The organism is Microbulbifer sp. ABM4_008, from assembly GCF_056311705.1.
Genome location: NZ_CM149970.1, coordinates 1,641,653 through 1,665,730, shown reverse-complemented (window position 1 = coordinate 1,665,730; position 24,078 = coordinate 1,641,653). Strand labels below are relative to the sequence as shown.

At 52.6% G+C, this 24,078-nt stretch carries 28 protein-coding genes and 3 tRNA genes; 11 read left to right on the top strand and 20 right to left on the bottom strand.

Features of this window, described 5'->3' with window-relative positions; genetic code table 11:
- Positions 1–209 precede the first annotated feature (209 nt).
- From ACYX4J_RS07230 to ACYX4J_RS07200, 7 genes are all read right to left on the bottom strand, one after another.
- Positions 210–857 carry a hypothetical protein gene (locus ACYX4J_RS07230; protein WP_476178201.1) on the bottom strand — a complete coding sequence of 216 codons (648 nt, stop codon included), beginning with the start codon at positions 855–857 and terminating at the stop codon, positions 210–212.
- 215 nt (positions 858–1,072) lie between these two features.
- Positions 1,073–1,360, bottom strand: coding sequence for a nuclease domain-containing protein (locus ACYX4J_RS07225; RefSeq protein WP_282952963.1), 288 nt, complete (start codon positions 1,358–1,360; stop codon positions 1,073–1,075).
- Complete coding sequence (locus ACYX4J_RS07220) at positions 1,357–1,803, bottom strand: NinB/YbcN family protein (protein ID WP_476178200.1); 447 nt, start codon at positions 1,801–1,803, stop codon at positions 1,357–1,359. The genes ACYX4J_RS07225 and ACYX4J_RS07220 overlap by 4 nt, the downstream gene beginning before the upstream one ends.
- A 106-nt stretch (positions 1,804–1,909) precedes the next feature.
- Positions 1,910–2,155 carry a hypothetical protein gene (locus ACYX4J_RS07215; RefSeq protein WP_476178199.1) on the bottom strand — a complete coding sequence of 82 codons (246 nt, stop codon included), beginning with the start codon at positions 2,153–2,155 and terminating at the stop codon, positions 1,910–1,912.
- A gap of 27 nt (positions 2,156–2,182) precedes the next feature.
- The gene (locus ACYX4J_RS07210; RefSeq protein ID WP_476178198.1) at positions 2,183–2,896 is read right to left on the bottom strand and encodes a helix-turn-helix domain-containing protein; all 714 of its coding nucleotides are present in this window, start codon (positions 2,894–2,896) and stop codon (positions 2,183–2,185) included.
- A 2-nt stretch (positions 2,897–2,898) separates the two neighbouring features.
- Complete coding sequence (locus ACYX4J_RS07205) at positions 2,899–3,108, bottom strand: hypothetical protein (RefSeq protein ID WP_476178197.1); 210 nt, start codon at positions 3,106–3,108, stop codon at positions 2,899–2,901.
- A 363-nt stretch (positions 3,109–3,471) separates the two neighbouring features.
- Positions 3,472–3,678, bottom strand: coding sequence for a helix-turn-helix domain-containing protein (locus ACYX4J_RS07200; RefSeq protein WP_476178196.1), 207 nt, complete (start codon positions 3,676–3,678; stop codon positions 3,472–3,474).
- A 149-nt stretch (positions 3,679–3,827) separates the two neighbouring features.
- Between ACYX4J_RS07200 and ACYX4J_RS07195 the strand changes: the two genes are divergently transcribed.
- The 8 genes from ACYX4J_RS07195 to ACYX4J_RS07160 all read left to right on the top strand — a co-directional run bounded on the left by ACYX4J_RS07195 (position 3,828) and on the right by ACYX4J_RS07160 (position 9,126).
- Positions 3,828–4,247, top strand: a complete 420-nt coding sequence (locus ACYX4J_RS07195; protein WP_476178195.1) for a hypothetical protein — start codon at positions 3,828–3,830, stop codon at positions 4,245–4,247.
- 377 nt (positions 4,248–4,624) lie between these two features.
- A complete protein-coding gene (locus tag ACYX4J_RS07190) occupies positions 4,625–5,011 on the top strand; it encodes a hypothetical protein (protein WP_476178194.1) in 387 nt (128 codons plus the stop codon).
- Positions 5,012–5,044: 33 nt separating this feature from the next.
- Positions 5,045–5,800 carry an ERF family protein gene (locus ACYX4J_RS07185; RefSeq protein WP_476178193.1) on the top strand — a complete coding sequence of 252 codons (756 nt, stop codon included), beginning with the start codon at positions 5,045–5,047 and terminating at the stop codon, positions 5,798–5,800.
- A complete protein-coding gene (locus ACYX4J_RS07180) occupies positions 5,797–6,441 on the top strand; it encodes a lambda exonuclease family protein (RefSeq protein ID WP_476178192.1) in 645 nt (214 codons plus the stop codon). The genes ACYX4J_RS07185 and ACYX4J_RS07180 overlap by 4 nt, the downstream gene beginning before the upstream one ends.
- Before the next feature lie 13 nt (positions 6,442–6,454).
- Positions 6,455–7,456, top strand: coding sequence for a hypothetical protein (locus ACYX4J_RS07175; RefSeq protein ID WP_476178191.1), 1,002 nt, complete (start codon positions 6,455–6,457; stop codon positions 7,454–7,456).
- Positions 7,457–7,540: 84 nt separating this feature from the next.
- Positions 7,541–7,801 carry a hypothetical protein gene (locus tag ACYX4J_RS07170; protein ID WP_476178190.1) on the top strand — a complete coding sequence of 87 codons (261 nt, stop codon included), beginning with the start codon at positions 7,541–7,543 and terminating at the stop codon, positions 7,799–7,801.
- Positions 7,802–7,832: 31 nt separating this feature from the next.
- The gene (locus ACYX4J_RS07165) at positions 7,833–8,078 is read left to right on the top strand and encodes a hypothetical protein (protein ID WP_476178189.1); all 246 of its coding nucleotides are present in this window, start codon (positions 7,833–7,835) and stop codon (positions 8,076–8,078) included.
- The gene (locus ACYX4J_RS07160; RefSeq protein ID WP_476178188.1) at positions 8,071–9,126 is read left to right on the top strand and encodes a tyrosine-type recombinase/integrase; all 1,056 of its coding nucleotides are present in this window, start codon (positions 8,071–8,073) and stop codon (positions 9,124–9,126) included. The genes ACYX4J_RS07165 and ACYX4J_RS07160 overlap by 8 nt, the downstream gene beginning before the upstream one ends.
- 131 nt (positions 9,127–9,257) lie before the next feature.
- Here ACYX4J_RS07160 and ACYX4J_RS07155 read toward each other — a convergent pair.
- The 3 genes from ACYX4J_RS07155 to ACYX4J_RS07145 form a co-directional block, all read right to left on the bottom strand.
- Positions 9,258–9,333 (bottom strand) — tRNA-His (locus ACYX4J_RS07155).
- 115 nt (positions 9,334–9,448) lie between these two features.
- A tRNA-Arg gene (locus tag ACYX4J_RS07150) sits at positions 9,449–9,525 on the bottom strand.
- A gap of 18 nt (positions 9,526–9,543) precedes the next feature.
- Positions 9,544–9,620 (bottom strand) — tRNA-Pro (locus ACYX4J_RS07145).
- A 340-nt stretch (positions 9,621–9,960) separates the two neighbouring features.
- Here ACYX4J_RS07145 and folD point away from each other — a divergent pair.
- From folD to ACYX4J_RS07130, 3 genes are read left to right on the top strand one after another with little or no spacing between them, the layout of a single operon-like run.
- Entirely contained in the window at positions 9,961–10,806 is an 846-nt protein-coding gene (gene folD, locus ACYX4J_RS07140) for a bifunctional methylenetetrahydrofolate dehydrogenase/methenyltetrahydrofolate cyclohydrolase FolD (protein WP_108733712.1), read from the top strand.
- Entirely contained in the window at positions 10,799–11,503 is a 705-nt protein-coding gene (gene rsuA / locus ACYX4J_RS07135) for a 16S rRNA pseudouridine(516) synthase RsuA (protein ID WP_282932200.1), read from the top strand. The genes folD and rsuA overlap by 8 nt, the downstream gene beginning before the upstream one ends.
- Positions 11,504–11,511: 8 nt before the next feature.
- On the top strand, positions 11,512–12,528 hold the full coding sequence (locus ACYX4J_RS07130; protein WP_476178187.1) for a class I SAM-dependent methyltransferase: 1,017 nt from the start codon (positions 11,512–11,514) through the stop codon (positions 12,526–12,528).
- 48 nt (positions 12,529–12,576) lie between these two features.
- On the opposite strand, the gene ACYX4J_RS07125 is transcribed toward ACYX4J_RS07130, so the two are convergent.
- The 10 genes from ACYX4J_RS07125 to cysS form a co-directional block, all read right to left on the bottom strand.
- Positions 12,577–13,032 (bottom strand): hypothetical protein, encoded by a 456-nt coding sequence (locus ACYX4J_RS07125; protein ID WP_444897768.1) that lies wholly within the window; start codon positions 13,030–13,032, stop codon positions 12,577–12,579.
- Between the two features lie 126 nt (positions 13,033–13,158).
- A complete protein-coding gene (locus ACYX4J_RS07120; RefSeq protein ID WP_444914167.1) occupies positions 13,159–13,905 on the bottom strand; it encodes a spermidine synthase in 747 nt (248 codons plus the stop codon).
- Complete coding sequence (locus ACYX4J_RS07115; protein WP_413662523.1) at positions 13,905–14,378, bottom strand: GAF domain-containing protein; 474 nt, start codon at positions 14,376–14,378, stop codon at positions 13,905–13,907. Before ACYX4J_RS07115 ends, ACYX4J_RS07120 begins: the two co-directional genes overlap by 1 nt.
- 131 nt (positions 14,379–14,509) lie before the next feature.
- Positions 14,510–14,971: a 6TM ABC transporter family protein gene (locus ACYX4J_RS07110; RefSeq protein ID WP_444897771.1), complete on the bottom strand. Its 462-nt coding sequence runs from the start codon at positions 14,969–14,971 to the stop codon at positions 14,510–14,512.
- 169 nt (positions 14,972–15,140) lie between these two features.
- A complete protein-coding gene (locus tag ACYX4J_RS07105; RefSeq protein ID WP_476178186.1) occupies positions 15,141–16,343 on the bottom strand; it encodes a Wadjet anti-phage system protein JetD domain-containing protein in 1,203 nt (400 codons plus the stop codon).
- A 42-nt stretch (positions 16,344–16,385) separates the two neighbouring features.
- Positions 16,386–20,033 carry an ATP-binding protein gene (locus tag ACYX4J_RS07100; RefSeq protein ID WP_476178185.1) on the bottom strand — a complete coding sequence of 1,216 codons (3,648 nt, stop codon included), beginning with the start codon at positions 20,031–20,033 and terminating at the stop codon, positions 16,386–16,388.
- A 134-nt stretch (positions 20,034–20,167) separates the two neighbouring features.
- Positions 20,168–20,932, bottom strand: a complete 765-nt coding sequence (locus tag ACYX4J_RS07095) for a DUF4194 domain-containing protein (protein ID WP_444893397.1) — start codon at positions 20,930–20,932, stop codon at positions 20,168–20,170.
- A complete protein-coding gene (locus ACYX4J_RS07090; protein ID WP_476178184.1) occupies positions 20,925–22,352 on the bottom strand; it encodes a Wadjet anti-phage system protein JetA family protein in 1,428 nt (475 codons plus the stop codon). The genes ACYX4J_RS07095 and ACYX4J_RS07090 overlap by 8 nt, the downstream gene beginning before the upstream one ends.
- A gap of 15 nt (positions 22,353–22,367) precedes the next feature.
- On the bottom strand, positions 22,368–22,556 hold the full coding sequence (locus ACYX4J_RS07085) for a DUF3012 domain-containing protein (protein WP_108733723.1): 189 nt from the start codon (positions 22,554–22,556) through the stop codon (positions 22,368–22,370).
- A 114-nt stretch (positions 22,557–22,670) separates the two neighbouring features.
- Positions 22,671–24,047, bottom strand: a complete 1,377-nt coding sequence (gene cysS, locus ACYX4J_RS07080; protein ID WP_476178183.1) for a cysteine--tRNA ligase — start codon at positions 24,045–24,047, stop codon at positions 22,671–22,673.
- Between the last annotated feature and the right edge of the window lie 31 nt (positions 24,048–24,078).

Sequence of the window (24,078 nt, the reverse complement as noted above, 5' to 3'; positions counted from 1 at the left end):
AAATAAACGCTTGATCAACACTGGGCAAATGTTCTCGCAGGTAGTCAAAAACCCTTTCCCTCTGATTGTTAACCTTTAAAAAAAATCAATTTCTTACTCATTGAAATACTCTTACTAGCAACCAAATAAAAAGGGCAGGATACCATGAACTTGAATACAAATATGAACAAGGGTACAGGCCATTAGTGGATCACCGACAAAAAGAAACTCTATCCAAACAATTTTTCTTGATATTGATTTAAGATTTGACTTACTGGAAGTAGTGCTCGTTCAGGAAGATCATCTAGTAATCGTCCCAGACGCGCCCAAACCCTACGCCAATCTCGCGCCCAATCTTCTTTATCACACCCCAATACCTGCCGCGCTTGACGAAGATCAACTCTCCTACCCGTTACATCACGTAAAGTAAAAGAATGGATACAAAATAAGGCCAACTGCCCAGCTTTCAATGGGGCATGAGGCTCACCCCAGCTATAAAACTTCTTCATCATGTAATTCAGAAGATAAGCCCGCTCCTTATACCGATTCCCCGGCGGTGCATAAGCAGCCATCCCCCAACAGTAAGCCAGCTCATCAGTTTCTCTCAGCTTCGCAATGGCATGCTGTACCAATCCCTTTTCACAGGCATCCATAATTCGGCCACTACTGCCCTTTCCCACCCTGGTTTCAGTTGCATAAACAGTCTGACCTGCCAAACGAGCAGTAACTTTTCCATCTTCATTCCGAATTTCATCGATGTAATGCTTCGGCCCCCTACTTCGCACCGTCTGCCCACCCAACATTGCCGCATAATCAGATTGTTGAGTGGCCGTATCGAACGCATCATGCCAAGCCTGTCGAGCTGAGTGAAAATTCATTGATTCACCTTGAAGATTTTTTGGAATATCTTTGATGTGGGTTCTCTGTCTCGATACCTCACTTTGCCTGTGTCTTGCCAGCGTAAGTAATCACCACAAGCAAGCTCTTCTACTGCACACCTATCCCTTTGCTTACACGTGTCGCACGGAGATGGCTCGAACAAGGCGCTCTGCTGGTTGCGAGTTAGTTCTGTGTTTCCCCAGCTAGGCATTAGTTACTCCTTTATCAATCCCTTTTCCCGCATCTTGCTTTGGGTTTCGTATAGCGCTCTAAGCTTGCTACGCTCCACCTCAGCCTTTGAGATGTCCGTCTTGCTCCGGCCATCAATAACGTCATGGCAGCTGCTACAGCCGTACACACCCCACCAATCAGGAGATTTGCGGGCTAGACCTGCATTGCTTGGCAGATGGCAAAGCACTACCGTTTCAGGATTGCTGTTGCAGTGTGGAAACAACCTCAAGGTGCAATCTTCACCTCTGGCAGACTTGCGAATTCTGCTCATTGTTCTCCCCTCTGCTTTAGCTTCATGAATTCACCTTCCCCTGGCACGGTTAGAAATAATCCCCGCTCGGTTGCCCAGGCTAGGTGCTGGTCCATCATCTGGAGCATCACCCCCTTGTCACCACTGGCGGTCTTGTAGCGCTCGCCATTTGCATCAAGCCCTACATGCTGACTGACAAATAACTCGTGCGCGTCTTGAGCATTGAATGGGCGCTGCCCATACGGCTTACCTCCTTTCATGCAGAGAGGCATGGTTGCACCTCTCGCTGCCATCCATTCGGCTGTTTCGCTCATCCACATCCGCCAAGTTTTCTTCATCGGCCAACTGTTGGGGTTGTGTTGATTCCACTTGAACAGCCAAGGCCTACCTTCCAGGTCCAAGCTCTCAATGAACTGAATCAAGCGTGACTTACTGAATTCATCACGGATTAGCTCTTCTGCCATCTGCCTTACTCCAACCCAACCAAAAACCAAACACCTGAGCCAACCGCCACCACCCAGAGAAATAGCTCCAGATAGAAAACTGCTTTGGTTGGGGCTGGCTCATTCCTCACGCGACTTCTCGCATACTTTCTGAGTAGTCTTGAAGCCGCTGGCGGGCCTCGCTCAAGCTCTCCTTGTGAAAGCTACCCAGGTAGTTGATATCGCCCCACTTGATGCGCTGCTGGGTGCGGATGGTGTTTGCAAACATCACATTCACTTGGTCGTCTCGCTTAGTGCGGAATACTGCTAGCGGGCTGCAGGGCTCAGTGGTTGAAATCCGCTGAAGAGCTTCTGGAATGGTTGCTACGGTCATGGGTATCACTCCTTGATGGTTCTAGGTTTACCAGTTGGTATCAGTGAGTATTTCGGTCACAGATCGGTCTCGGGTCCGCCCCTGCTGCATGGATTGAGCGTGCGGCTGCTGTCCTTGGTTCTCGTGATTTAGCAGCCACTGGAATTGGAATCCTCGCCAACCTCGCTCACAGCAAATGGCAAGACAGTGGTCAACGCTGTAGCCGTGTTGGCTGGCTAGGTGAAACTGCTTAGCAATCTGGTTGACAGCGGTTTGAGTTAGCGGCGCCTTGCAAACTTTTTTCCAGTCCTCCAGAACTTCCTTCCCAGGCTCAGTTGGCCAAGATGAAAAATCCAATCCCCTATTAATATTTTTAGGTTCTTTTAGTTTCTTTTTAGATTCGTGGTCCGTTTTTGGTACTGGTCCAGTCCCGTTTTTGGTACTGGTTTTGTCCGTTTTTGGGCCTGGTCCTTTTTTGGGACTAGTACCGTTTTTGGTACTGGTGATTTGGCCAAAATTCAAAGTGAATTGATTGCTGGAGCCGCTCGATTTGAGGCGAATAATCAGGCTAGATTCTTCCAACTGCTCCATTGCAGAAATTACGGTTTTGCGGTTGAGGCCAGTAGCTTGAGCAATGTACGCAATGGATGGATTGCACTGCCCGTTTGCCTCATTGTGGCAATTGGCAAGAGATAGCAGCACTAACTTGTGCGTAGACTTCACGCCCTGCTGCCATGCCCAGAAAGTGGCCTCAGCGCTCACGGCTAACTCTCCTTCACTTCAATAAAGTCAGAGGGAGTCTCTGAGACTCTCTGAGGATTAAAAACTGAGTCGACAACATCACCACACAACTGAGCCATCTGCTGGCGCCGACTTTCGTCTACTTGTAATTCACTGTAATTTTTCGGCAGCTGGGCAGGAATTGTTTTACGCGGCTCATTTTGAGTTAGCGCATTAGAAGTTTTATTAGACATACAATGCCCCTTTCTTTTGCTCTTGATGTGTGAACCGTTTTATTTTTTATGGCACTTCTACAGCAGGGAATTTAGATCTTTCTAAAACGCGCGGACCTTAGAGAGGACCGCCATACTCGTAAGGGCTTCTTTTAAATCTGCCTGAGTCTGAGCAACGTAGACAGGCAAACATGCTTCAACCATGATTCGTAAAAGCTGCTCATGGCCGATACCCAATTCCGTCGCCCTGGACTTAAGTTGATTGAAGTCCGACTGCTTAATTCTCAAGTTGCATTTTCTTAAGCTGGTCTCCATTGCTATTTCCTGAACCATCCTTGAGTTAAAGTTGTTTTCAGCTCTTCGGCTGTTAGTGAAACCAAATAACTACCCCCAAATATCTGGACGACACTCAGCCAGGCTTACGTCACCATTCAGTTGCTCCGCCAGCTTTATCGAAAGCTTCGGGCCCGGAAGGACCTTCATGCGGCCGTACGCAATACGGGACAAATATCTGCCGGTAGTTCCAACCTTTTGAGCTAACTCATCTCGCTCAGACAGGCTCAGTCTTTTGAGGTAGAGGTTAATTTTCATACCTGAAATATACCCATAAGGTTTACTTTTGTCCATACAATAAACTTTTAGGTGTTACTTTTTACGTCAAAGTAAACTTTTTAGGATGATTTTTGAGGGGGTTATTCCTGCTAACATGGGAAAAGATTGATGAGTTCTTGATAAAAGAGATGGATATAAACGAAATAAGACGCGCCAATATCCGGCGGATAGCAACCAACTATAAGAATCGAGCGGAATTCGCTCGCAAGGTAAATAGGTCTGAGCAGCAGCTCTATTCACTCATAGGTAAAGACGCCACCAAAACAATTGGCAACCGAATAGCAAGAGATCTTGAGGAAAAGCTGAACCTAAAAGAAGGTGAGCTAGATAGGCTAGAAAGTAGCGGGATTAGCACTACGAGCGATATTGACCTCGAACTGCTACGCAAGTGTATCGATGCTATTGAGACCGAAATTGAGAAACGGGGCCTCCAGGGTATTACTTCATCCAAGAAGGCCCAGGCTATAGCGTTAGCCTATGGAGCGACTCGCGCGAGCAGTAATGATGATGTTGTCCCTGTAGACTTCATTGTCGCCACACTTTTTTAAGCCAAAGAAGCAACGGTGGTCTTCACCTACCAAAACTCCAAGCTTGGATCAAAATACTTGAGGTCCAAGCTGAAGCTGCAATTCTCAGATTAATAAATACCCTCCCCCTCTTTTTGAGTCCCATACAGCTCAACCGCCCATCTTGGGGATATCGAAGCTGCCTTCACCTCTCAGCACAACCAGAAATACCCCCCCCTGACAAGCCCATTAATCCCACCGCATTCACCTTTTCCGATGAAATATCTGCCAATCTAAACCAAAATAAACCTTTTGGGTTTACTTCATAAACCTTTGCGGTATATTTAATTTCAAGAATCAAAACCGCCGGAGTACAGGCGCCCACCAAGCCCGGGTACAAGCTCGAAGAGGATAGGGAAATGCACATAGCCAGCTCAACCGCCCCCACCGAAAACGCTCTCAACGCCCATGAGAATCACCAAGACTCTCTGCCTGACGAAACCGCAACTGATGTAGAGCGCGTTGAGGCTGGTATTGCTGACTACTTCATGGCCCGAATTTTTCTGGGAGTTCACCGCCTCGCCGAACTCGAAGCTCGCTGCTACGGGCGCTTTCTCGAAATCGCACTGGATGAAGTTGATGAAGACAAGCTCGGCGAACTCCTCGCTTTAAGCAAAAAAGACCAGTGTGAAGCCGGAAATCTCAGCTCCAAGTTTGCTGATAAATGCGCAAAGCAAGTTGCAAAAGAGTTCCGCGAGGAGCTGGAGCCTCTAGCAATTGAATATGGATATGTCCGAGCGGCTTGAGGTTTAGCCTCTTTTAATTACGGGAATTCGCAAATGTCTGAATCAAGTCAAGTAATAGTAAAGCCGGAGTCTCAGCCGGCTCCTGCTCAGCCAGTTTCTGAAGCTACACAAATGCTCGCTGTTATTGAGCGTGTAGCAGCAAATCCAGAAGCAGATATCGACAAGCTGGAACGCCTTCTGGATATGCAAGAGCGGATTATGAACCGCAACGCAGAGCAAGCATTCAATACAGCAATGGCTCAGATGCAGGCAGAGCTGCCAGTTGTGAGCAAGAACGGCGAAATTATTGTGAACAAAACTGTCCGCAGTAAATTTGCAAAACTTGATGATATTCAAGAAGCATGCAAACCATTTCTAAAGAAATACGGATTTGCAGTTAGTTTCAGAATAAAAAATACAGAGCGTGACGTTTGTATTTCTGGAATTTTAATGCACAACCAAGGACACAGGGAAGAAACCGAGATAACGCTGCCAGCAGACGGTAGCGGAAGTAAAAACAACGTCCAATCAATAGGTAGCTCCGTCTCTTACGGGAAGCGTTATGTCTACGGCGCACTATTGGATATCACGATTAAAGGCGAAGACACGGACGGAGTGCCCCCCGCTAACATCAACAACGTATCCCCCCAGCAAATCCAACAGCTCCGCAACGCAATGCGAGTTGCCGGAATTACAGAACAACAGTTCTGCACTTCCGCAGGCGTAGCCACCATCAACCAACTACATGCGGACAGATACAACCGCGCAATGAACCATCTTCAAAACCGAGCACAAGGAGTGCAGCAATGATTACCTGCAAAGTCGAACAAGGCTCTGAAGAGTGGCACCGACAACGTGCTGGAGCCATCACTGCCAGTAATTTCTCTGAGGTCCGCAAGCGTTTAAAGAGCGGAAAAAACAAAGGTGACTTCACCGCCGCCGCTCACGACTACGCCTTTCGCCTAGCTGTAGAGCGTATCAGTGGTGAACCCTTGGATGGAGGTTTTCAGACCTGGGCAATGAAACGCGGCAACGAGTTAGAGCCAGAAGCGCGTGCAGCCCACGAAGACAAAATCGATATGTTTATCGAGCAGACCGGGCTGGTGCTAACTGATGACCGCAAGTTTGGAGCCAGCGCAGACGGCTTAATTGGTGAGGATGGCGGCAGCGAATATAAGTGCCTAGTTTCACCTGAGCGCCTTAGAACCATCCTGCTTGATGAAAATCTCGACGAATTCAAAGACCAGATTCAAGGCTGCATGTGGTTAACCGGGCGCAAGTGGTGGCACTTTGTTTTGTACTGCCCTGCCCTGGATAAAATCGGAAAAGCTCTAACCGTTCGAAAAATGAAGCGTGATGATAACTACATCAACGAGCTGGAAATGGATTTATTGAAGTTCGACAAATTGGTTGAGGAGTATCGCAGCAACCTAACTCAAAAAGCCGCTTAGCAGGGATAGAAAAATGACTACAGAATTAATCGCCTCACCGGATATTCAACCGGTTCAAATTTTCGCAAGTAATGGATTAAATGCAGTTCTGGAAGAAATTACCAGTAAAGCAAAGTCTGTCGTTGCCGATGCCAGCACTGCAAAGGGTCGCAAAATCATTGCCTCCATTGCCCATCAGGTAGCCCGCAGTAAAACCTACCTTGATGGTTTAGGGAAAGATTTAGTAGCCGACCAGAAAGCCGAAATCAAAAAGGTCGATTCTGAACGCAAGCGTATGCGCGACTATCTCGACAATTTAAAAACGGAGGTAAGGAAGCCTCTCGCCGATTGGGAGGAAGTTGAGGAGAAGCGAATCAACGGGCATAAGAGCAAGATTTCTCAAATGGCGCTTTACGCCTCCGAATGCTCCGATCTTGACTCAAAGGAACTATCACATTGCATTTCAATTATTGAGTCGGTAGCAATTGGTGAGGACTGGGAAGAATTCGAAGCCCAGGCCGCTCGCACAAAAGAAGCCTCACTGGCAACACTTCGCGAAGCTCTAGAAAAACGCAATACCTATGAGGCAGAACAAGCCGAATTAGCTCAGCTCCGGATAGAGCGAGAACAGCGTGAGCGCAAAGAGCATGAGGAGCGCATAGCCAAGGAAGCCGCAGACCATGCACGCCATCAGGCAGAGCTAGAAAAGCAGGACGCCATTGAAGAAATAAAGCGCGCAGAGCGTGAAGCAAAAGAAGCAGCAGAAAGAGCTGAGCGACAAGCAAAGGAAGCAGCTGAGCGAGCAGAAAGAGAGAAGCGTGAAGCAGTGGAGCGTGAGCGCCAGCGAGTTGAAGCTGAAAAACGTGCAACAGAAGAAGAGCAGCGCTTAAAGGAGGCAAACAAGGCTCACTGCCGCAAGATAAACAACGCTGCAAAAAAAGCCTTCATTGATAGAGGATTCCAAGAAAAAGCAGCGCAAAAGATTGTTGAGTTAATCGCTCGCGGCTCAATCCCAAACATTTCAATCAACTACTAGCGCGTGAGGCTTGCGCTGCTGGTATGGGGCGCTTTTTTAGGAGATAGCTAGGGCTGCTAGTTTAGGGCTCCTAAAGGGGTTCACATGGAAATTTCAAAACTACCTCTCAATAAGCAGGCTACAGCAGTAGTAGCAGAAGTAAAAAAATTCCTTTCTGCATTCCAGGGTTTAAAAAAACGGAAACCCGAAAGAGTTGCGGTTAAATCAGATAAGTTCCAAATGATTCAACGTGCCGTAGTAGCTGAATTAAGAAGACAAAACAAAGGAACCCCATCCGCAAAGGAGATTACCGTTCCTAATGTTTTGAGCGTGGAAGGGGTTCAGATTTATCCGTTTGTGGCATGAACTTATAAATCAATCTCTCGAGAGACATGCGATGACCAAGCTATTAACTAAATATGAAATAGGCAAGCTAACTGGTGTTGGCGCGGAGAATGCTGAAGAGCAAAAGCGAGTGCTGGATAAGAATCGTATCCCCTATGTACTTAAGAAAGACCGCTCTCCCGCCCTGACTTGGGAGATGGTCAATCAAGCTAAACTCATGCAAATAAACAGCACCAGCCCCAACGGGCAAACACCTCAAATACCCGCCGGAATAAACATGAGCGCCATCAATGGCTAGACCAAGAAACCCCAAGAACGCCTGGATGCCACGCTGGGTAGAAGTTTACCCGCGCGGCTATCGGGTAAAAATACGAGGACAAGGTGCTTGGCACCTGTGTGGCCCTGACGCTACTCGCGCCGAAGTATGGACCGCCTACGAATTGTGGGAAAGCGGCCAACACAGCAAAACATTTACCATCGCCGACCTGATAGAGCTGTATCTAGCCTCTCCTCAATACACCAAAGAAATTAAACCTCAAACGCAAAAAGACTATCTGCGATACGCAAAGAAAATTGAGGCCGTCTTTGGCCAAGCAGTGCCAGACTCCATCACATCACCTGTGATTCAAATGTATATGGATGCACGTGGGCAGCAATACCCTACCGCAGCAAACAGAGAGCGCACATTTCTCAGTATTATTTTTCGCTGGGGAAAGGCTCGCGGGTTCGTATCGATCGAAGACCCAGCCAGGGCGGTCAAGCCAATCAAGGAAAAGCAGGCTGGCCGCTATGTCGAGGATTCAGAATATTTAGCCTTCTATAACTGGTTAGAATCCAAGGGACATACTGCTCACGCAGCTGCAATGGAGATTGCCTATCTCTGTGCCGCTCGCCAGCAAGATGTTCTCGCATTAAAGCGGCAGGATATTACCGAAGAAGGTTTATTGATTTGCCAACAGAAGACCGGCAAGAAACAACTGAAGCTCTGGACGGACCGATTACACGACGCGGTTGAGCTGGCACTTAAAAGCAACACCACCTCCAGGTCACAAAGCATGTATCTGATTCGCGGCCGAACTGGGCAGCACTTCACCCGAGACGGATTCAACACCACCTGGAGCAGAGAACAAAGAGCTGCCAATGAGGCCGGCGCCCTTCCCGCTCGCTTCCGGTTTCATGATTTAAAGATTAAGGGCATCTCAGATTTCGAAGGCGACAAGCAGGAGTTCAGCGGGCACAAGACTCGCAGCATGATGGAGCGCTACAACCACACCGCCGATAAAGTGGTTTCTCTTAACAAGGCGAGGATTAAAGGGAAGGAAGGCACGCCAAAGGACACTGGATAAATGTCCAATCCGAGGAGCTGGAAAAATCGATTGTGGTAAAAATTACCCCCTCGAATTACCCCTCAAAGGCCCAAAACTAAAAAACCCCGCACTAGGCGGGGTTTTAAGTCCTTGATAAACAAGGAAGAATCTGGGGTGGCCGACGGGGATCGAACCCGCGACCTCAGGAGCCACAATCCTGTGCTCTACCAACTGAGCTACGGCCACCATAAAAGTGATATACTTCAGCACCTTGTGGCAGTACTGATTGCCGGATACCTCTTGCAGCCAATCTGGCTTCAGACTAAGTCCTTTTTGCCAAACCAGCACCATCTTGTGAAGATGGCACGCCCGGCAGGACTCGAACCTGCGACCATCCGCTTAGAAGGCGGATGCTCTATCCAGCTGAGCTACGGGCGCAAGGTGAACCCGGAAAATTGGTCGGGGCAGAGGGATTCGAACCCCCGACATCCTGCTCCCAAAGCAGGCGCGCTACCAGACTGCGCTATGCCCCGTTTTTCCAATCATTCGCACCTCTTTGACCCTGTTAACCGCCCCGTAGGTGGTTGTGTAAGTCGCTGTAGCTGCGAAGTGCGTGCATAGTAATGATACCCCCGGCCCATGTCAACGCTTCTAAGCTATTATTTTTAAAGAAGTTTATCCTTTTGCCTATCTGGGCCCAGAAGTGGCGAAATTATTTCCAACCTGTGCGAAAATGGCGCACTTCGCGAATCCGACCGGATAAAAAGTAAGCGTTTTTAAAAATCGCCGGCTTCCGCCCTTCTATATAAAGTAGGTGCTGAAGCAGATTCCGGTCTATTAGCCATCGATTTTTTACTGTTAGAGATAGTATCTATGTCTGCACTGGTTCTGGACGGCAAGGCCCTGGCACAGAAAACTGAAGAGGAACTCTCGGCTCGGGTAGCCGTACTAAAGGAAAAGAGTGGTGGCCAAACGCCAATCCTGGCGACCATTCTGGTAGGTGATGACCCCGCCTCTGCCACTTACGTAAAGATGAAGGGCAATGCCTGCCGCCGAATCGGCATGGACTCCCTCCAGGTGGAACTGCCCTCCTCCACCACCACTGAGCAGCTGCTCGCCAAGATCGAAGAACTCAACACCAACCCCAACGTCCACGGCATTCTGCTCCAGCACCCGGTACCGGCGCAGATCGATGAGCGCGCTTGTTTTGATGCGATCAGCCTGGAGAAAGATGTAGACGGTGTAACCTGCCTGGGCTTTGGCCGTATGGCAATGGGTGAAGAGGCCTATGGCTGCGCGACTCCTAAAGGAATTATGCGCCTACTGGAAGCCTACAATATTGAATTGGAAGGCAAACACGCCGTGGTTGTGGGTCGCAGCCCCATTTTGGGTAAGCCGATGGCGGCCATGTTGTTGAATGCCAATGCCACCGTGACTATCTGCCACTCCCGCACCCAAGACCTGGCCGAGCATATCCGCCGCGCCGATATCGTAGTGGGCGCCGTGGGCAAGCCTGAGTTTATCAAGGCCGAGTGGATTAAGGATGGCGCTGTGGTTGTGGATGCCGGTTATCACCCCGGCGGTGTCGGCGATATCGAGCTGGGCCCGCTGACCGAACGCGCTGCAGCTTACACCCCGGTACCCGGCGGTGTTGGTCCCATGACCATCAATACCCTGATCTATCAATCTGTCGATTCCGGTGAACGTAAAATTGGCTAACCTGATTCGTCTGGATAAAGCGGTCAGCCAGGTCACCGACCTCTCCCGCACTGATGTAAAGCGCGCCGCCTGGGCGGGGCGCATTACCGTCAATGGTGAGGTGGTCACCAATGCGGCCACCAAAATACAAGTCAGTGATGAGTTGTGCCTGGATGATGAGCCCCTGCACGAGCCGGGGCCCCGCTACATTATGTTGAACAAGCCCCTCGGCTATGTCAGTGCCACCAAAGATGGCGAGCACCCTACAGTGCTGGACCTGATTGATGAGCCTAACAAGGAAAAGCTGCATATTGCCGGGCGCCTGGATATTGATACCACCGGCCTGGTGCTGCTTACCGATGACGGCCAGTGGTCCCACAAAGTGACCTCCCCCAACCACCATTGCGACAAGACCTACTACGCTCTGTTGGCCGAGAAAATTGAGGAAGATGCCGTGGCCAAGCTTGCCAAGGGTGTCTGGCTCAATAACGAAAAGAAGAGAACCAAGCCCGCCAAGCTGGAGATCCTCTTTGCCAACGAAGTGCGCATCACCATCGGTGAAGGGCGCTATCATCAGGTGAAGCGTATGTTTGCGGCCCTGGGCAACAAGGTATTGGAGTTGCACCGGGAAAAGATCGGCGAAATCATCTTGGATGAAGAACTTCAGGAAGGTGATTACCGCCTCCTGACCCCTGAAGAAATTGCCTCTATCAATTAAAAAAAGATATGTCAGCCCTTCTACATCAGGAACTTATCCAGGCCCCAGAGGAAACCCTGTGGATCGCCGATGAAAACAGCAAACCCCTCTTACACCAGGAGGGGTTTCATTTTGCCGGGGATTTAATCAGTAACCGCTGGGATATTGCCGAACTCGCCGAAAATACGGTGAAGCGGAGCTTCTTCAACGATTTCCACTTTGAAGAACTGGACCGCAAATACCGCCGTATTGTTTACGCCGTTTCGAAAGAGAAGGCCGTAGTTCACCATATTATTGATTGTGCACCCCACTTCCTCGGTGAAGGTGGCGAATTGATTCTGCTGGGTGAAAAGCAAAGCGGAATCAAAAGCTACGCCGCCAAAGTGGCCGAGCGCCTGGGCACTGCCAAGCACTTGCAAAAAAACGGCAACGACTACCTGAGCAGTAATGTTGTCGCTCACGAGGACACCGGCAATCCAATCAGTGAGCTTCAGTACGCCCAGTTACAAAAGCTGCCCGAGCTTGGCGGCCTCTACTCCAAGCCGGGATTGTTCGGCTGGAACAAAATCGATAAAGGCAGTGCCCTACTCGCCCAGCAATTAACGACGGAGTTGCCACAGGACGGTTCTCGTATTGTTGATCTCGGTTGTGGTTATGGCTACCTGAGCATGCAATTAGCCGCTCTGGGTAAATATCATTTTACCGCTACGGATAATAACGCCGCTGCTCTATTGGCCTGCCGCAAAAATTTTACCGAACAGGGAGTCGAAGGCATCGTTGTGCCCTCTGATGCAGGCTCTGAACTGGAAAGTGAAATCGCCGATCTGGTACTGTGCAATCCTCCTTTCCATCAGGGCTTTCAGGTGGAGGGAGATTTGACCGATCGCTTTCTGCAACAGAGTGCGCGGATTCTCAAAGATTCCGGCACTGCGATTTTTGTGGTGAATGAATTTATTCCCCTGGCGAAAAAAGGGCCCCGCTATTTTTCCCAGGTGGATTTAATCACCAAAGAGCAAGGATTTTGCGTATACCGACTGCGCCCCTAAGAGCTGGGGCGCAGGCCGGCAGCAGTCGCCTGGAAACAGGATTAAAGGCTAGTAATCGCGCAAATTAAACAAGTTCATCGACAGCGTATGCTCTTCCAACTCTTCGAGTTGTCGCAATCGTTCGAATGCATCCCGTGCCGATGGGGTTTCAGCGCCCTGGGCAAGATCCCGATATTGATCGGCCAGGTAGATCTCGATATCCATGGCCAACTTGGCAATCTGCTCCAAGTCTTCAATATCAATGCCGCGCAAGCGCTGCAAAAATTCTTTCTCTCGCCCTTCCGGGGCAAATTGCACCCAGGTATGTAGGGCTCCAGGGGGCAGGTCTTCATGGAAATTTTCCAGTGAGTGCTTCATGGAATCTTCCCGTCGTCGCAGCTGATCCAGCAGCAACTCGACCCGTTCATTGGTGGCAAGCTGCTCATACTCTTCGTACTGCAGCGCCAACTTGGCATGAAAATCCCTTCCTTCCTGAATCACTTCCTCAACAGTTTTGTACCGCATCAATCGATCCCGGCAGAACACTTCGCTCACCTTGAGTATAGTCACGAGGTGACAAAGGGCGCCAATGAATATCACTATTAAAGTGACAGGGATTTTAGGAGCCCGCCTCTGTGGGGGCTGTCGAGATTAGCGAAGCTGGCTCATGCGGAAATCCAGGCGCCGGTTGGGGTTGGCGGGATTGATCTTTTCTGGGGCCCTGGCCGCCAACTCACCTTTGCGCAGAGTTCCTCTGCTCACTGCCAGGATATGATTCTCGTACTGGGGCATATAGGCCATCCAGGCTCCGCCGAGTCGATCGCGCATAGCTTTATCGCGCCAGGCGCTGTTCTGTAGCTCGGGCCTATCCCCGAAGTTGCTGACCAGCACGCCATCCTTATGAAGCAGGCGCATCAGGCTGGAGCACCAGGACTTATCGGCGGGTACCGCTCGCTGCGCTACGCCGTCGCAGTGCCCAAATAAGTCGTCGATCACCAGGTCGAAAGTGCCGTGAGAGGGTCGCTTCAAGTGGTCGCGTACAAAGTCACAGGCATCCGCACACACCAGCTCAACATCACGTACGCCAAAGAAGCGACGGGCAATATCCAGGTGCACCGGGTCCAAATCTACGCCGACAATATGCTTGGCGGAGGTGAACGCCTGCAAAAGGCGAATCAGGGCACCGCCACCAACGCCGAGCACCAATACCGAATTCAAGCGCTCTTCAGGGAGGAAAAATGCCGGTAGCAGCAACAACTCCCATAGGGAGCCCTTGAGCGGATCGCGGGGATTCCACTGAGAGTGGAAAACCCCATTGCTGTAGAGGCGCACACTGGCGCCATGGTTGCGCACTTGGTAACAGGTGTCGCCAACCTGCTTTTGCCAAAGGAGCGCCATCAGCTCGCCGGGAGGTCTGAGGACTTGAGCAATACCCTGGCAAATTCCTGTAGGCCCGCCAGGTCTTCCTCGCTAAAGCGCGCCACACTGGGGCTATCGATATCCAGCACTCCCAGGCAACGACCCGCGTCATCATACAGTGGCACCACCACCTCTGAGGCCGACACGGCATCGCAGGCGATGTGGCCGGGGAACTGATGCACATCGTCTACCAATTGGGATTCACCGGTCGAAACAGCAGTGCCGCAAACACCGGCGCCCACTGGAATCCGGGTACAGGCAGGCTTGCCCTGGAAGGGCCCCAAACGCAATTCATCACCGTAGAGGAAATAGAAACCGGCCCAGTTGATATCCTCCAGCTCCATAAACAACAGCGCACTGGCGTTGGCGGTGTTGGCTAGCCAGTCTCGCTCTCCAGAAAGCAATCCTTCCAACTGCCCATTTAAGGTGGTGTAAAACTTGTTCAGCGACATACCTAGCGCCCCTTGCCCACTTATAATTTCAAATCGTGTCAGCTAAAACTGGCAAACCCGCAAAACAGTATCCTGCGGGAGGCAGGTATTTTGCGGGCTTTGGCGAGGGAATCAATATGCAGAGAGCAAAATTACTGGTAGGGATCGACCACTGCGGGTTCTTCACCGGTCTCACCGCGATACTCATCGGCATCTACAGTTGGGCGAGACCACTCGCTTTCATCATTGTTGCTACGAGTGTTCGACTGAATAGCCGGCGGCGCGCTGGTAACGTCTGATTGCATCAGGTTGCGCGACTTTTCGAAGCGGTCTTCCACTTTTGGCTTGGGCGCAACTTGTGCGGGATTGCCGCTACCTTCGCGGCGAATACGGTTGGCCATAGCACTCAGGTTAGGGCGGCGGCGCTCCGCAAGTTTCACGGTTTCCAACTCACTGTTCAGGCGGTTGATCTCCGCCTGTAAATCACCCATCTGCGCCTGAAGTTCAGTAATCTGGGTCAACACGCCTTTTACTTTACGACTTTCCTTCTCGTACATCACGGCGGCGCCGCCAAAGGCCAACGCAAAAATGACCAGGATGGAAAACTGACGCATAGCAAACTCCGGAAACTGCACTTGTTATTCTGAGGGGCATTTTTACAGCAAATTTTTTCTATCTTCCGAGAAATTGCGCATAAAAAACAAGTTCAAACGCCCGCCGACACCTTGATAGTCACCATTCCATAAAAAACGAACAATTAAAATTTATCGGATAGCGACATATTCACACTAATGTCCCTGCCAACTCCCCAATCTCAACCGCCTCCTGATCCACATAGCGATTGCTGTCCGAAATTGCTGGCAACAGAGTGCTATCTGCGTATTGGCAACCAATCGCTTGCACCAGCTTTTGTCCCATCTTTTCCGCCTGCTCCGGAGCATGGGCTTTTCCCGTGCGCAGAAAATGCAGTAACAGATCGTAGCCCGGGCGCCAGCACTGCAAGTCGGGAAAGCTCTTTCTCAGCGCTGCAGCAATCCGCAATCCCTCATAGTCCAGATCCCCCCAGAAAAATGTTGGAACCGTTCGGGATTCCCCATCGTGCCACCAGCTTAGGAATTGCTGCCGGATATTTTCATCAACCACATTAATAGTGCTGAAGCGCACCCTCTCCCCATTGCGAATCCGCTCTGCGCCTCCCTGGTAGCCCTCGCTATAAACCAGTGCTGCACGACTGGGTTGCAGCTCCGCCAAGCTAATAAAAGTGTCCTGGTTTTCGATGAAAATGACCTGCTCAAATTGCCTGGGCAGGTAGGCGTGAAGTAAAAGCTGGCGCTCCTGGATTTTACGGCTCAGGTCAGGATAGAGGTTGCGCACCAGGGATTGGCGGCTGGGTAATTCCAGGTATTTGGAATCCCCTTTAAAGCAGCGCGCGGCTAATTGTCGCCAGGAAATTTTATCTGCAAAGATCAGCTCTTTGCCGACGGACACCCAGCAAGCAATAATTTCTTCGACGGAATCAAACCCCGGTTGGAGCTCCAAGCCTTCGAGGGGAAAAGCAGAGGGATTTTCAAAGCGATCAACATAGGGTTCCAGCAGGCTGGTCCAGGCGGATTGGCGAACGGTGGGGGAGGGGCGATTGAGCCACAGGCGCAGCTGTTCCTCGCTGGCATCCCGAAAAATCAATTGGGCCCCCTGCCACTCGGCAATGCCCGGCCGCCTTTTCGGATTCGGTTTTACCGTAAAACACTGGTATTCCCGCGCAAAATGCTGCAATTCATTCCACAGCTCCTGCTCGTCTTGATCGGGGTCCCTGAGGGGCTCCAACACTTCCAACCAGCGCTTACTGCCAGCGCGTAAATCCAGCCTAAAACTAATGCGGGCTTCCTTGCCGCGCTCCAGCTGGCTGTCCCGCCGATCCAGAATAAAATTCAGGATGCCGATTACCAGCGGGTTTTCCTCTACCCAATAGGGCAATGTCTTTTCCATCGGTTGCCTCCCTGCCAATGGAGGGGTTTCCCCCGAAAATACCTATCCCTCTACTTCTACCAGGTCCATAAAATCCAGCGACGCCTGCTGGCGAATCGTGCGGCGGTGATTGGCCCAGAGTTCGGCGATACGCTCCTGGTTGCACACCTTGCGATCGACATACACCCGGGTATTCAGCTGGCCGATGGGCTTTGCACTGGGGCACTTACTGAATACAAACTGATTCGAGATCAGGTCCATAAAAGGACCGGATTTACTGCTGGGCATAATAAACAGCAGTTGTAAGCCCAGGGTTTCGGTCAGGTAACGGATCACTTCCTTGGAGCGAGACTCATCCATTTTGGAGAAGGCCTCATCCACCAGCACCATTTGCAAATGGCTGCCGCTTTCACCAAAGCGGAAGGCCGAAGTGACCGCTGCGGAGCGGATAATATAAGCCGGCGTTTCCAGCTGACCGCCGGAACCGGTGCCGTACTGGCTGAGCGCAATCGGCTCCTTGCCTTCCGGTTCCTTATAGATCTCATAGCTGCGGTAGTTGCGATAGTCGCTGATCCGATCCAGCTCGCGCCGCGCTACCTGCTCGTCTTCACTCAGCAGCATACTCAACAGGCGATCCCGCACCTTGCGGTGCTTGGGAGCCAAGTCCGTGTCGAACAGGCTCTGCTCTTCACCCAGATTCGGCAGTTCAATTACCGCCTTAAAGAAGCTCCAGTACTCCTTGAATTCCGCCACCCACTGGTAGTCGAAACGGAAGCGCTCGCGGTCGGCTCCAAAGCGGTGGTGTTCCAGCTCTTTGTTCAGATCATCCAACACGCGCTTACCATCGTTAATGGACTGGTAAATAGCGTGGCACAAGTGGGTTACAAAAGTGGTGTTAAAGGATTTTTTCAATCCCAGCAATTGATCGTGGCGCTCCACCAGCAGGTTGTTCTTCAGGCGGTTGCGCAGGGTCTCTACCTGATCGCCGAGACCGCTGATCAACTTGAACAAACCATCTTTGTGGCCGCCACTCAAGTCTGGCTCAAATACCAGGGTATCGACGCTGGCACAGGTGGCGTTGTACTCCATCACCGCGCGATCCAACTGGCGACTGTATTTCTCCAGCTGCCCCTGCCAACTTTCGATATCCGCTGAGAAGTCGAAGTTGTCAGCTGCGCGCTCTACCTGCTCATCAGCAGTAACCAGTACTTGCTCGGCATCGAAAGTGGGGTCGATGGCGGTAATACGCCTTACCATTTCCTCGCTGTCACTGGCGGCATCGTCCAGGGACTCAAGCTCGCCAGACAGGGCGTATAAGAGTTTTTCGTTGCTCTTTAATTTCGTTTCCAGGGAGCCAGTCTTGCGCTGCAGATCAGATAACTGCTTTTGATGGTCCTTGAGCTGGGCCTTGAGTTCATCAACCTGCTGCTCGAACTGCTCGAAGTCCTTCAGGTCCAGGTTTTCCAGAGCCCGCTCGGCGCTGCGCCATTCCCGCTGTGCCGCCAGGGCGGAATCCACAATGGACAACAGCTTGATATTCGCCAGTCCGCGCACCGCGTTGGTAACGCGGCGGTAGAGCTGGTGGCGCTCGTTGACGTGGGCGGCCTCTTCCAGCAACTGCTCCATAGCGCGCTGCTGCGCCGCCAGTGCGCGAGCGCGGGCGCCCTGGCCGAACACCAACTCGGCATCGTCCATATCGCAGCGCCACATGCTGTAGTTGCCACTGGCCATACCGTCGGCAGTCAGACCCCGGCGGGTGCCGCGCAGCTCGTGTTCATCCTCCACCTGCACCACGGCACCGTAAGAAGCGCGCAAATAGTGCTCGGCAGTTTTATGGGTGAATTCCATCAGTTCGATAATGGAGCCCGACGGCGTATCCAGGCGCTCCGCATCTCTGCGGGCTTTGTCCCCCTGGATCACGCGGGCGCGGTTGTTGCGCCCGGGCAGGCTGCGCACGATACGAATAGCGCGGGCCTCGTGTTCCGGCTCCACAATAATCGAGAAGCGCGCGCCGCCCAGATAGCCTTCAATCGCCATCTGCCAGCGCTCATCCAGCACTTCCACATAATCACACAGGACGCGGGGCTCCGCTTCAGGGCACTGCTCGCGAATTGCGGCCAGGGCCGCTTCCACCGATTGGGGGTAACGCACGCGGTTGGCCTGGAGATGCTGAATGCGGCTCTCCTGGGTGCGCAGCTGCTTTTGCAGTTGCTGGACTTTTTGCTCCCAGCGGGAGGCCTGCTGGGCAATCTGCTCTTTGGGAGAAACCTCATCACTGGCGCCAGCTTTGCCACTGCTATCCAGCAGATCGAAGAGGCGGTTCTGTAGAGCTTCGCTGCTGGCAGCGCGTTCGCGCAATGGCTCCAATGCAGCCAGATCGATCCAGTCCTTGCCCAACAACTTGTGCAGATCCGGCAGGTCTTCCTCGCGGGCTACCTGCTTAATTGCCTGCACCAGTGCCTTATCGGAGAAGGCCGGAATTTCCAGCTCGGCAGAGGTGGAGTTGAGCAGGTTTAATAATTCTTCGGCGGCCTCGCGGTTCTCGCGCCAGCGGGCTTCTTCGGCAGACATGGGGGTGTGTTGCTGGGACAGCAGGCTCAGAGCATTGTTAATGCGCTGTTCCAGTTCGTCCTTATTGCGCAGTGCATCGATACCCAGGCGCTGGGCTTGAAGCTCCACCAGCTGGCCATTGAGCTGCTCGACTCGTTCGGAGGCGACGCGCACTTCACGCTCATTGTTGTCCAGATCACTGCGCAGTTTTTTCTGGTCGTTCTTGCCGCTCAGATAACTCTTTTGCACCCGCTGCTGGCGGTGGCGTGCGCACAAATATTCCTGCACCCGCAACTGCAACCACTGCTCCCGGTAGAGCTCTACCGACTGGGCGATGGCCTCCAGGGAACTGACCCGCTCCACAATCTGGCGGGCTTCCTGTTCCATGCTGTGGATGGTTTTCATCAGTTCGGAGACGGAGCGGATGGCATCACCCAGATCGCGTTTTTCCAACACTTCCTGGGCGACAAAATCGTTGATGCTTTTTACTGGCTTGTAGGCCATAAAATTGGCAAAGGTGCGAGCGGCGTGCATAGCCTCGCGATCGGAGATCGCATCGCGGCGTCCGCGCAGGGCACCGTAAAGGCGGCGCAGGTAGGCCTTTTTCTTGTCGTACTGCTCGACTTTTTCGAACTGTTTGCTCAGGACCTGGTTGAATTTATCCAGTGGCAGTAAATGTTTGCCATCGGTGTAATCCCGGACAAAATCCCCCATCACCAACTGTTCGCCGGGGAATACGAAAAAGCGCAAATCACTTTGGCGGGCCTGGGCGGGTTTACTGCTGTTATCCAGGTGTGCGCGAATACCCATCACTGCGGTAAAAGGCTCAGCGTCGTCTTCACCGCTGGTGGGATGAAAAATACCGGCGATGTAACAGTCGGTGGGCTCAACACGGGCATAGCTGCCGTCGTCACAACCCAACACGTAGGATGCGAGCGTGCGCACCTGCTTGCCGCCGCGCCCGCGCTGGGTGGTTTCATCCTGCCCCGGGTTAAAGGTAAACAGGGTGTCGTGGGCGGCGGTCATCAATGTCTGGATGGCATCGGCTGCGGTGGTTTTACCGGAACCATTGCCACCGGAAAACAGGTTGATCGGGCCGAAATCATATTCCAACTGCGGAATATTACCCCAGTTAATCAGGATCAGTTTTTTTAGGAACATAGTCTTTTCAAAAAAACGGTCTTTTCAAAAGCAGGGTCTTTTGGCAGGCGGAAAGCCACTACCCTTTTTCGAGGCCCCGGCGGTCGAGTATTTGTCTATTTTTTGTGGCCGCTGTTGCGGCCTCTATTTTTCAGCTAAGAAGCCGCTTCACTCTCAAATAAGCTGTGGTCTTCGACCTCTGGGGTGATGCGCGCAGGCGCCGGCTCTATTTCCGCTTCTTCAAGCTCACCCACCTTATCGGTTTCGGCAACTTGGCTCTCTGCGGCGGGCGGGACTTCGCTGTCGATCAGCTGGTGCAATACCGACTCGCTGACAAAGTGGGCGATGGTCGGGCGCACGCGCAGCCACACTTCCGCACTGGTCTCCACCTCTTCGCTGCTGAACTGCACCAGGCGCAACTGGCGCAATTTCTTCAGCAGGTTTTTACGCTCGGCGTGCTTATCCGGCAGGGACATTTTCAGCAAGTTGCGCATGCCCAGTTCCAGGGCTTCCATCGATAGCGCGGCGCAACCACTCTCATCCACCTGCCCTTCCCGCAGCGCTTTATCGTATTCCACTCGTAAGGCGAGAATCGCGGCCACTTCCTGCTGACTGAGACGGGCGCGGAAGCCGCCGTGGTGCGGCTCTTCCTGATCTGGCAAACCCGGCACTTCGGCGCCGGGCGGATACACGCGGATAAACTGGAAACGACTGTCGTGCTGCAAACGCAACCCCAGCGGGGCCAACCACTCGCGCACCAGCTGCTCGCAGCGCTGGAAGCGATCGTAAAGCGTGGTCTCAATTACGCTTTCATCCCGGCAGATAACGCCGTAATCCAACAGGCGCACCAGCAGCTCGGAAAATTCGCTGCGGTTCAGGCGACACTGCGCCAGGGCCTCTTCCAAAGCCTGTTCAATCACTGTTTTTCAGCTCCAGGATATATTCGTCAAATTCGGTGAAAAAGTCATTGCTGGCGATTTCACCGGTAAATTTCACCTGCAGGTCGGCGGCGCCGCTCTGGTTCACCGCCGCTGCTTCGATCACATGGCTCATAGCGAGCAGATCACGCGCATCACGCAATGGCAGGTTGCGGCTGTTGATCTGGCGGCCGGTGCCGAGGGCATCACTCAGATAATCGCGCAGGTTACTGTTATTGAAGTTAAACGCCTGGTCGAGCAGTTGTTGCAACTCGATCTCGCGGCGGTTTTCTTCACCGATGGGGGTTTCATCTTCGACCCGGGTATTTACCGGCTGGCGGCGATTGCGCTGCCACAGCTGGGTTTGCTTGGGGTCAAACAGGCGCAGTTGGAAGCCACCTAACTGTTCGCCCAGCTGCTCGAGAATTTGTGTTTTTTGCTGGCTCTCGCCGAGACGCTGGCACAGGTCGGCAAATTCACCTTCGGCCTGGCTATGCAGGTAGCTGAGCTGGCGGATAATAATATCGGCACGCTTGGTAAAGCCCTGTAGTGCACGGCGCAAAGCGGGCAACTTCACCTCGCAGGCGCGGCGCATGCGGTCCTCGATGGTATCGAGCATCAGCCACAGCAGGGAGTGGCCCGGTTGCATCAACTCCGGCAGCAGCTGGCGCAGGCGCTTCTCCCACTCCGCTTTCTGCATATCCTCCTTGCGGCGAATGCAGTCAATCACCCGGTTGATGGAATCGCGATGTTTTTCCACGCTGTCCGCAGACAAACGGATAGCCAGGTCCGGTTGGAAGCGGCTCTCCATAAAGGAGAAAAACTCATCGGTGGCCTGGTGCACCAGCAATTGGGCCTCCACTTCCCGCACCATTTCCCGCTTGCGCTCTTCCAGCTCGGCGATCATATCGGTGAAATCCGCCACGATACGTTCGGAGTATTCCCAGGCATCGATCAAGTCGTGGATTTCACCTCGGCTGGCAAAGGCTTCCAGGGCATTTAAGGTGTTGCGGGTATTGCGGTGGCGGGTGCGCACGCGGGTGCCGTTCACTTCCACTAGCGGCTGAGTGAAAAGGCGGCCCCGGCGGCTAAACGGATAGGTGGCGGTGAGCGTGGCGCTGTCCACCTGCTTCTCCAGCCAACCGAACTCCACCAGGCTGTTCAGTACCCAGACGGCCTGATCGCGCAGGTTGCGGAAGCGGCCCTCGGGGTCCTGCACACCGTCCTCGCTGTCGAGTTGGGGCGCGCGGGTCAGGGCCTCGGCAAAAATTTCCAGAATCTGTTCCCGCAGCAAAGACTCACCGTAGTCAGCCTTGGCGGTGTACAGACGCTCATACAAAAGACGCAAGCACTCAACCACCTGCTCGCGGTATTTACCGGTCAGCGGGCGGAAGAAGTGCTGGTAGGAATCGACGAAGAACAACGACTATAGGCCCGCTTATTCCTCTTCCGGCTTTTGGTTGAAGACACAATATTTTGTGTAGTCGCGGGTATCGTCAAAAGTCCACTGCCCTTTGGGAATGCCATCCATTTTCTCGCACCAGGCATCGGAACCCCGTTTGGGCTCACAGCCGGTCAGTGCGATAAGGGCGATCACAGCGCTGGTCAGGACAAATACTTTTTTCATGGTTCGCTTCTACAAATGAAATTCGAATTTCACTTCCCCGGCGGCCGCAATGTGCCAAACCGGGGAAAATCTATCGGTGTCTCAAGTCTATCCGTGTCTCGGGGAGGGACCGCGCTATTCGCGGCGCCACTTAGTCCCTTCGCGGCTATCCTCAAGCACCACACCTTTGGATTTTAACTCTTCGCGAATCTCATCGGCGCGGGCAAAGTCACGGTTCTTCTTGCTTTGTGCGCGCTCTTCGATCAGTGCTTCAACTTCTTCGGCAGAAATACCTTCATCTCCACCACGGGCCTGTTTGAACCAGGCTTCCGGGTCTTGCTGGAGAATGCCCAGCATATCTGCAGCAGCCAGCAGCAAACCTTTCAGGCGTGCTTTATCCGCCTCATCGGCTTTGTTCAGGTCGCGGGCGATCTGGTGCAATTCGCTGATGGCGATCGGCGTATTCAGATCGTCTTCCAACGCCTTGATAAAGGCGGTGTCATTAAGATCTGCCGCTTCAGCCTCAACCGCTTCCGTTTCACGCAGTGCGCCATAGAGAGTATCCAGGGTGCGCCATGCCTGATCCAGCAAATCAGCACTGAAATTCAGTTCTGAACGGTAGTGGGCAGACAGCAGTGCGAAACGCAGCACTTCACCGGGGTATTGGCTCAGCAGGTCTTTGACCATACGGAAGTTGCCCAGGGATTTGGACATCTTTTCGCCATTGATATTTACATAGCCGTTGTGCATCCAGTAGCGCACAAAATCCACACCATTGGCGCAGCAGCTCTGGGCGCGCTCGTTTTCGTGGTGGGGGAAGGTCAGGTCGCGACCGCCGCCATGGATATCGATAGTGTCACCCAGGTGCTTCTTGATCATGGCCGAGCACTCCAAGTGCCAACCCGGGCGCCCACGGCCCCAGGGGCTGTCCCAGCCGGGCTCGTCATCGGCGGACGGCTTCCACAGTACGAAGTCGCCGGCGTACTTTTTGTAAGGCGCCACTTCCACCCGCGCACCGGCGAGCATATCGTCGAGGGAGCGCTTGGACAGCTGGCCGTACTCCTGCATGGATTCCACGGCGAACAGCACATGGCCTTCGACGGCGTAGGCATGACCTTTCTCCAGCAGGCTTTCGATCATCGCGATCATTTCCGGCAAGTGCTGGGTGGCGTAGGGGACGATATCCGGCTCCAGATTATTGAGCGCGGCCATATCCTCGTAGTAAGCCTGGGCATAGCGCGCCGACAGCACGCCGATTTCCTCGCCGTTATCCCGCGCGGTCTTCATGATTTTGTCGTCAATATCGGTAATATTGCGCGCGTAAATCACATCGCTGAAATTTCTTTTCAGTACCCGGTACAGGGTGTCGAACACCACCACAGGGCGGGCATTGCCAATATGCACGCGGTTGTACACGGTGGGGCCACACACATACATGCGCACCTGATCTTCCACCATTGGTACGAAGGGTTCTTTCTTCCCGGAAAACGTGTTGTAGACCTGTAGAGACATCTTTTCTCTCGAATTCTTTTTGCTGTGTGGC

Bases quoted from the DNA above. Each gene is read 5' to 3' on its own strand.
- ACYX4J_RS07115 (WP_413662523.1), bottom strand. From the start codon at position 14,378: ATGTCGCTGAACAAGTTTTACACCACCTTAAATGGGCAGTTGGAAGGA.
- ACYX4J_RS07230 (WP_476178201.1), bottom strand. From the start codon at position 857: ATGAATTTTCACTCAGCTCGACAGGCTTGGCATGATGCGTTCGATACG.
- ACYX4J_RS07175 (WP_476178191.1), top strand. From the start codon at position 6,455: ATGACTACAGAATTAATCGCCTCACCGGATATTCAACCGGTTCAAATT.
- ACYX4J_RS07185 (WP_476178193.1), top strand. From the start codon at position 5,045: ATGTCTGAATCAAGTCAAGTAATAGTAAAGCCGGAGTCTCAGCCGGCT.
- ACYX4J_RS07200 (WP_476178196.1), bottom strand. From the start codon at position 3,678: ATGAAAATTAACCTCTACCTCAAAAGACTGAGCCTGTCTGAGCGAGAT.
- ACYX4J_RS07170 (WP_476178190.1), top strand. From the start codon at position 7,541: ATGGAAATTTCAAAACTACCTCTCAATAAGCAGGCTACAGCAGTAGTA.
- ACYX4J_RS07120 (WP_444914167.1), bottom strand. From the start codon at position 13,905: ATGGCGCTCCTTTGGCAAAAGCAGGTTGGCGACACCTGTTACCAAGTG.
- ACYX4J_RS07110 (WP_444897771.1), bottom strand. From the start codon at position 14,971: ATGCGTCAGTTTTCCATCCTGGTCATTTTTGCGTTGGCCTTTGGCGGC.
- ACYX4J_RS07220 (WP_476178200.1), bottom strand. From the start codon at position 1,803: ATGGCAGAAGAGCTAATCCGTGATGAATTCAGTAAGTCACGCTTGATT.
- ACYX4J_RS07085 (WP_108733723.1), bottom strand. From the start codon at position 22,556: ATGAAAAAAGTATTTGTCCTGACCAGCGCTGTGATCGCCCTTATCGCA.
- ACYX4J_RS07100 (WP_476178185.1), bottom strand. From the start codon at position 20,033: ATGTTCCTAAAAAAACTGATCCTGATTAACTGGGGTAATATTCCGCAG.
- folD (WP_108733712.1), top strand. From the start codon at position 9,961: ATGTCTGCACTGGTTCTGGACGGCAAGGCCCTGGCACAGAAAACTGAA.
- ACYX4J_RS07215 (WP_476178199.1), bottom strand. From the start codon at position 2,155: ATGACCGTAGCAACCATTCCAGAAGCTCTTCAGCGGATTTCAACCACT.
- ACYX4J_RS07180 (WP_476178192.1), top strand. From the start codon at position 5,797: ATGATTACCTGCAAAGTCGAACAAGGCTCTGAAGAGTGGCACCGACAA.
- ACYX4J_RS07165 (WP_476178189.1), top strand. From the start codon at position 7,833: ATGACCAAGCTATTAACTAAATATGAAATAGGCAAGCTAACTGGTGTT.
- ACYX4J_RS07130 (WP_476178187.1), top strand. From the start codon at position 11,512: ATGTCAGCCCTTCTACATCAGGAACTTATCCAGGCCCCAGAGGAAACC.
- ACYX4J_RS07195 (WP_476178195.1), top strand. From the start codon at position 3,828: ATGGATATAAACGAAATAAGACGCGCCAATATCCGGCGGATAGCAACC.
- ACYX4J_RS07125 (WP_444897768.1), bottom strand. From the start codon at position 13,032: ATGCGGTACAAAACTGTTGAGGAAGTGATTCAGGAAGGAAGGGATTTT.
- cysS (WP_476178183.1), bottom strand. From the start codon at position 24,047: ATGTCTCTACAGGTCTACAACACGTTTTCCGGGAAGAAAGAACCCTTC.
- ACYX4J_RS07225 (WP_282952963.1), bottom strand. From the start codon at position 1,360: ATGAGCAGAATTCGCAAGTCTGCCAGAGGTGAAGATTGCACCTTGAGG.
- ACYX4J_RS07160 (WP_476178188.1), top strand. From the start codon at position 8,071: ATGGCTAGACCAAGAAACCCCAAGAACGCCTGGATGCCACGCTGGGTA.
- ACYX4J_RS07105 (WP_476178186.1), bottom strand. From the start codon at position 16,343: ATGGAAAAGACATTGCCCTATTGGGTAGAGGAAAACCCGCTGGTAATC.
- ACYX4J_RS07205 (WP_476178197.1), bottom strand. From the start codon at position 3,108: ATGTCTAATAAAACTTCTAATGCGCTAACTCAAAATGAGCCGCGTAAA.
- ACYX4J_RS07190 (WP_476178194.1), top strand. From the start codon at position 4,625: ATGCACATAGCCAGCTCAACCGCCCCCACCGAAAACGCTCTCAACGCC.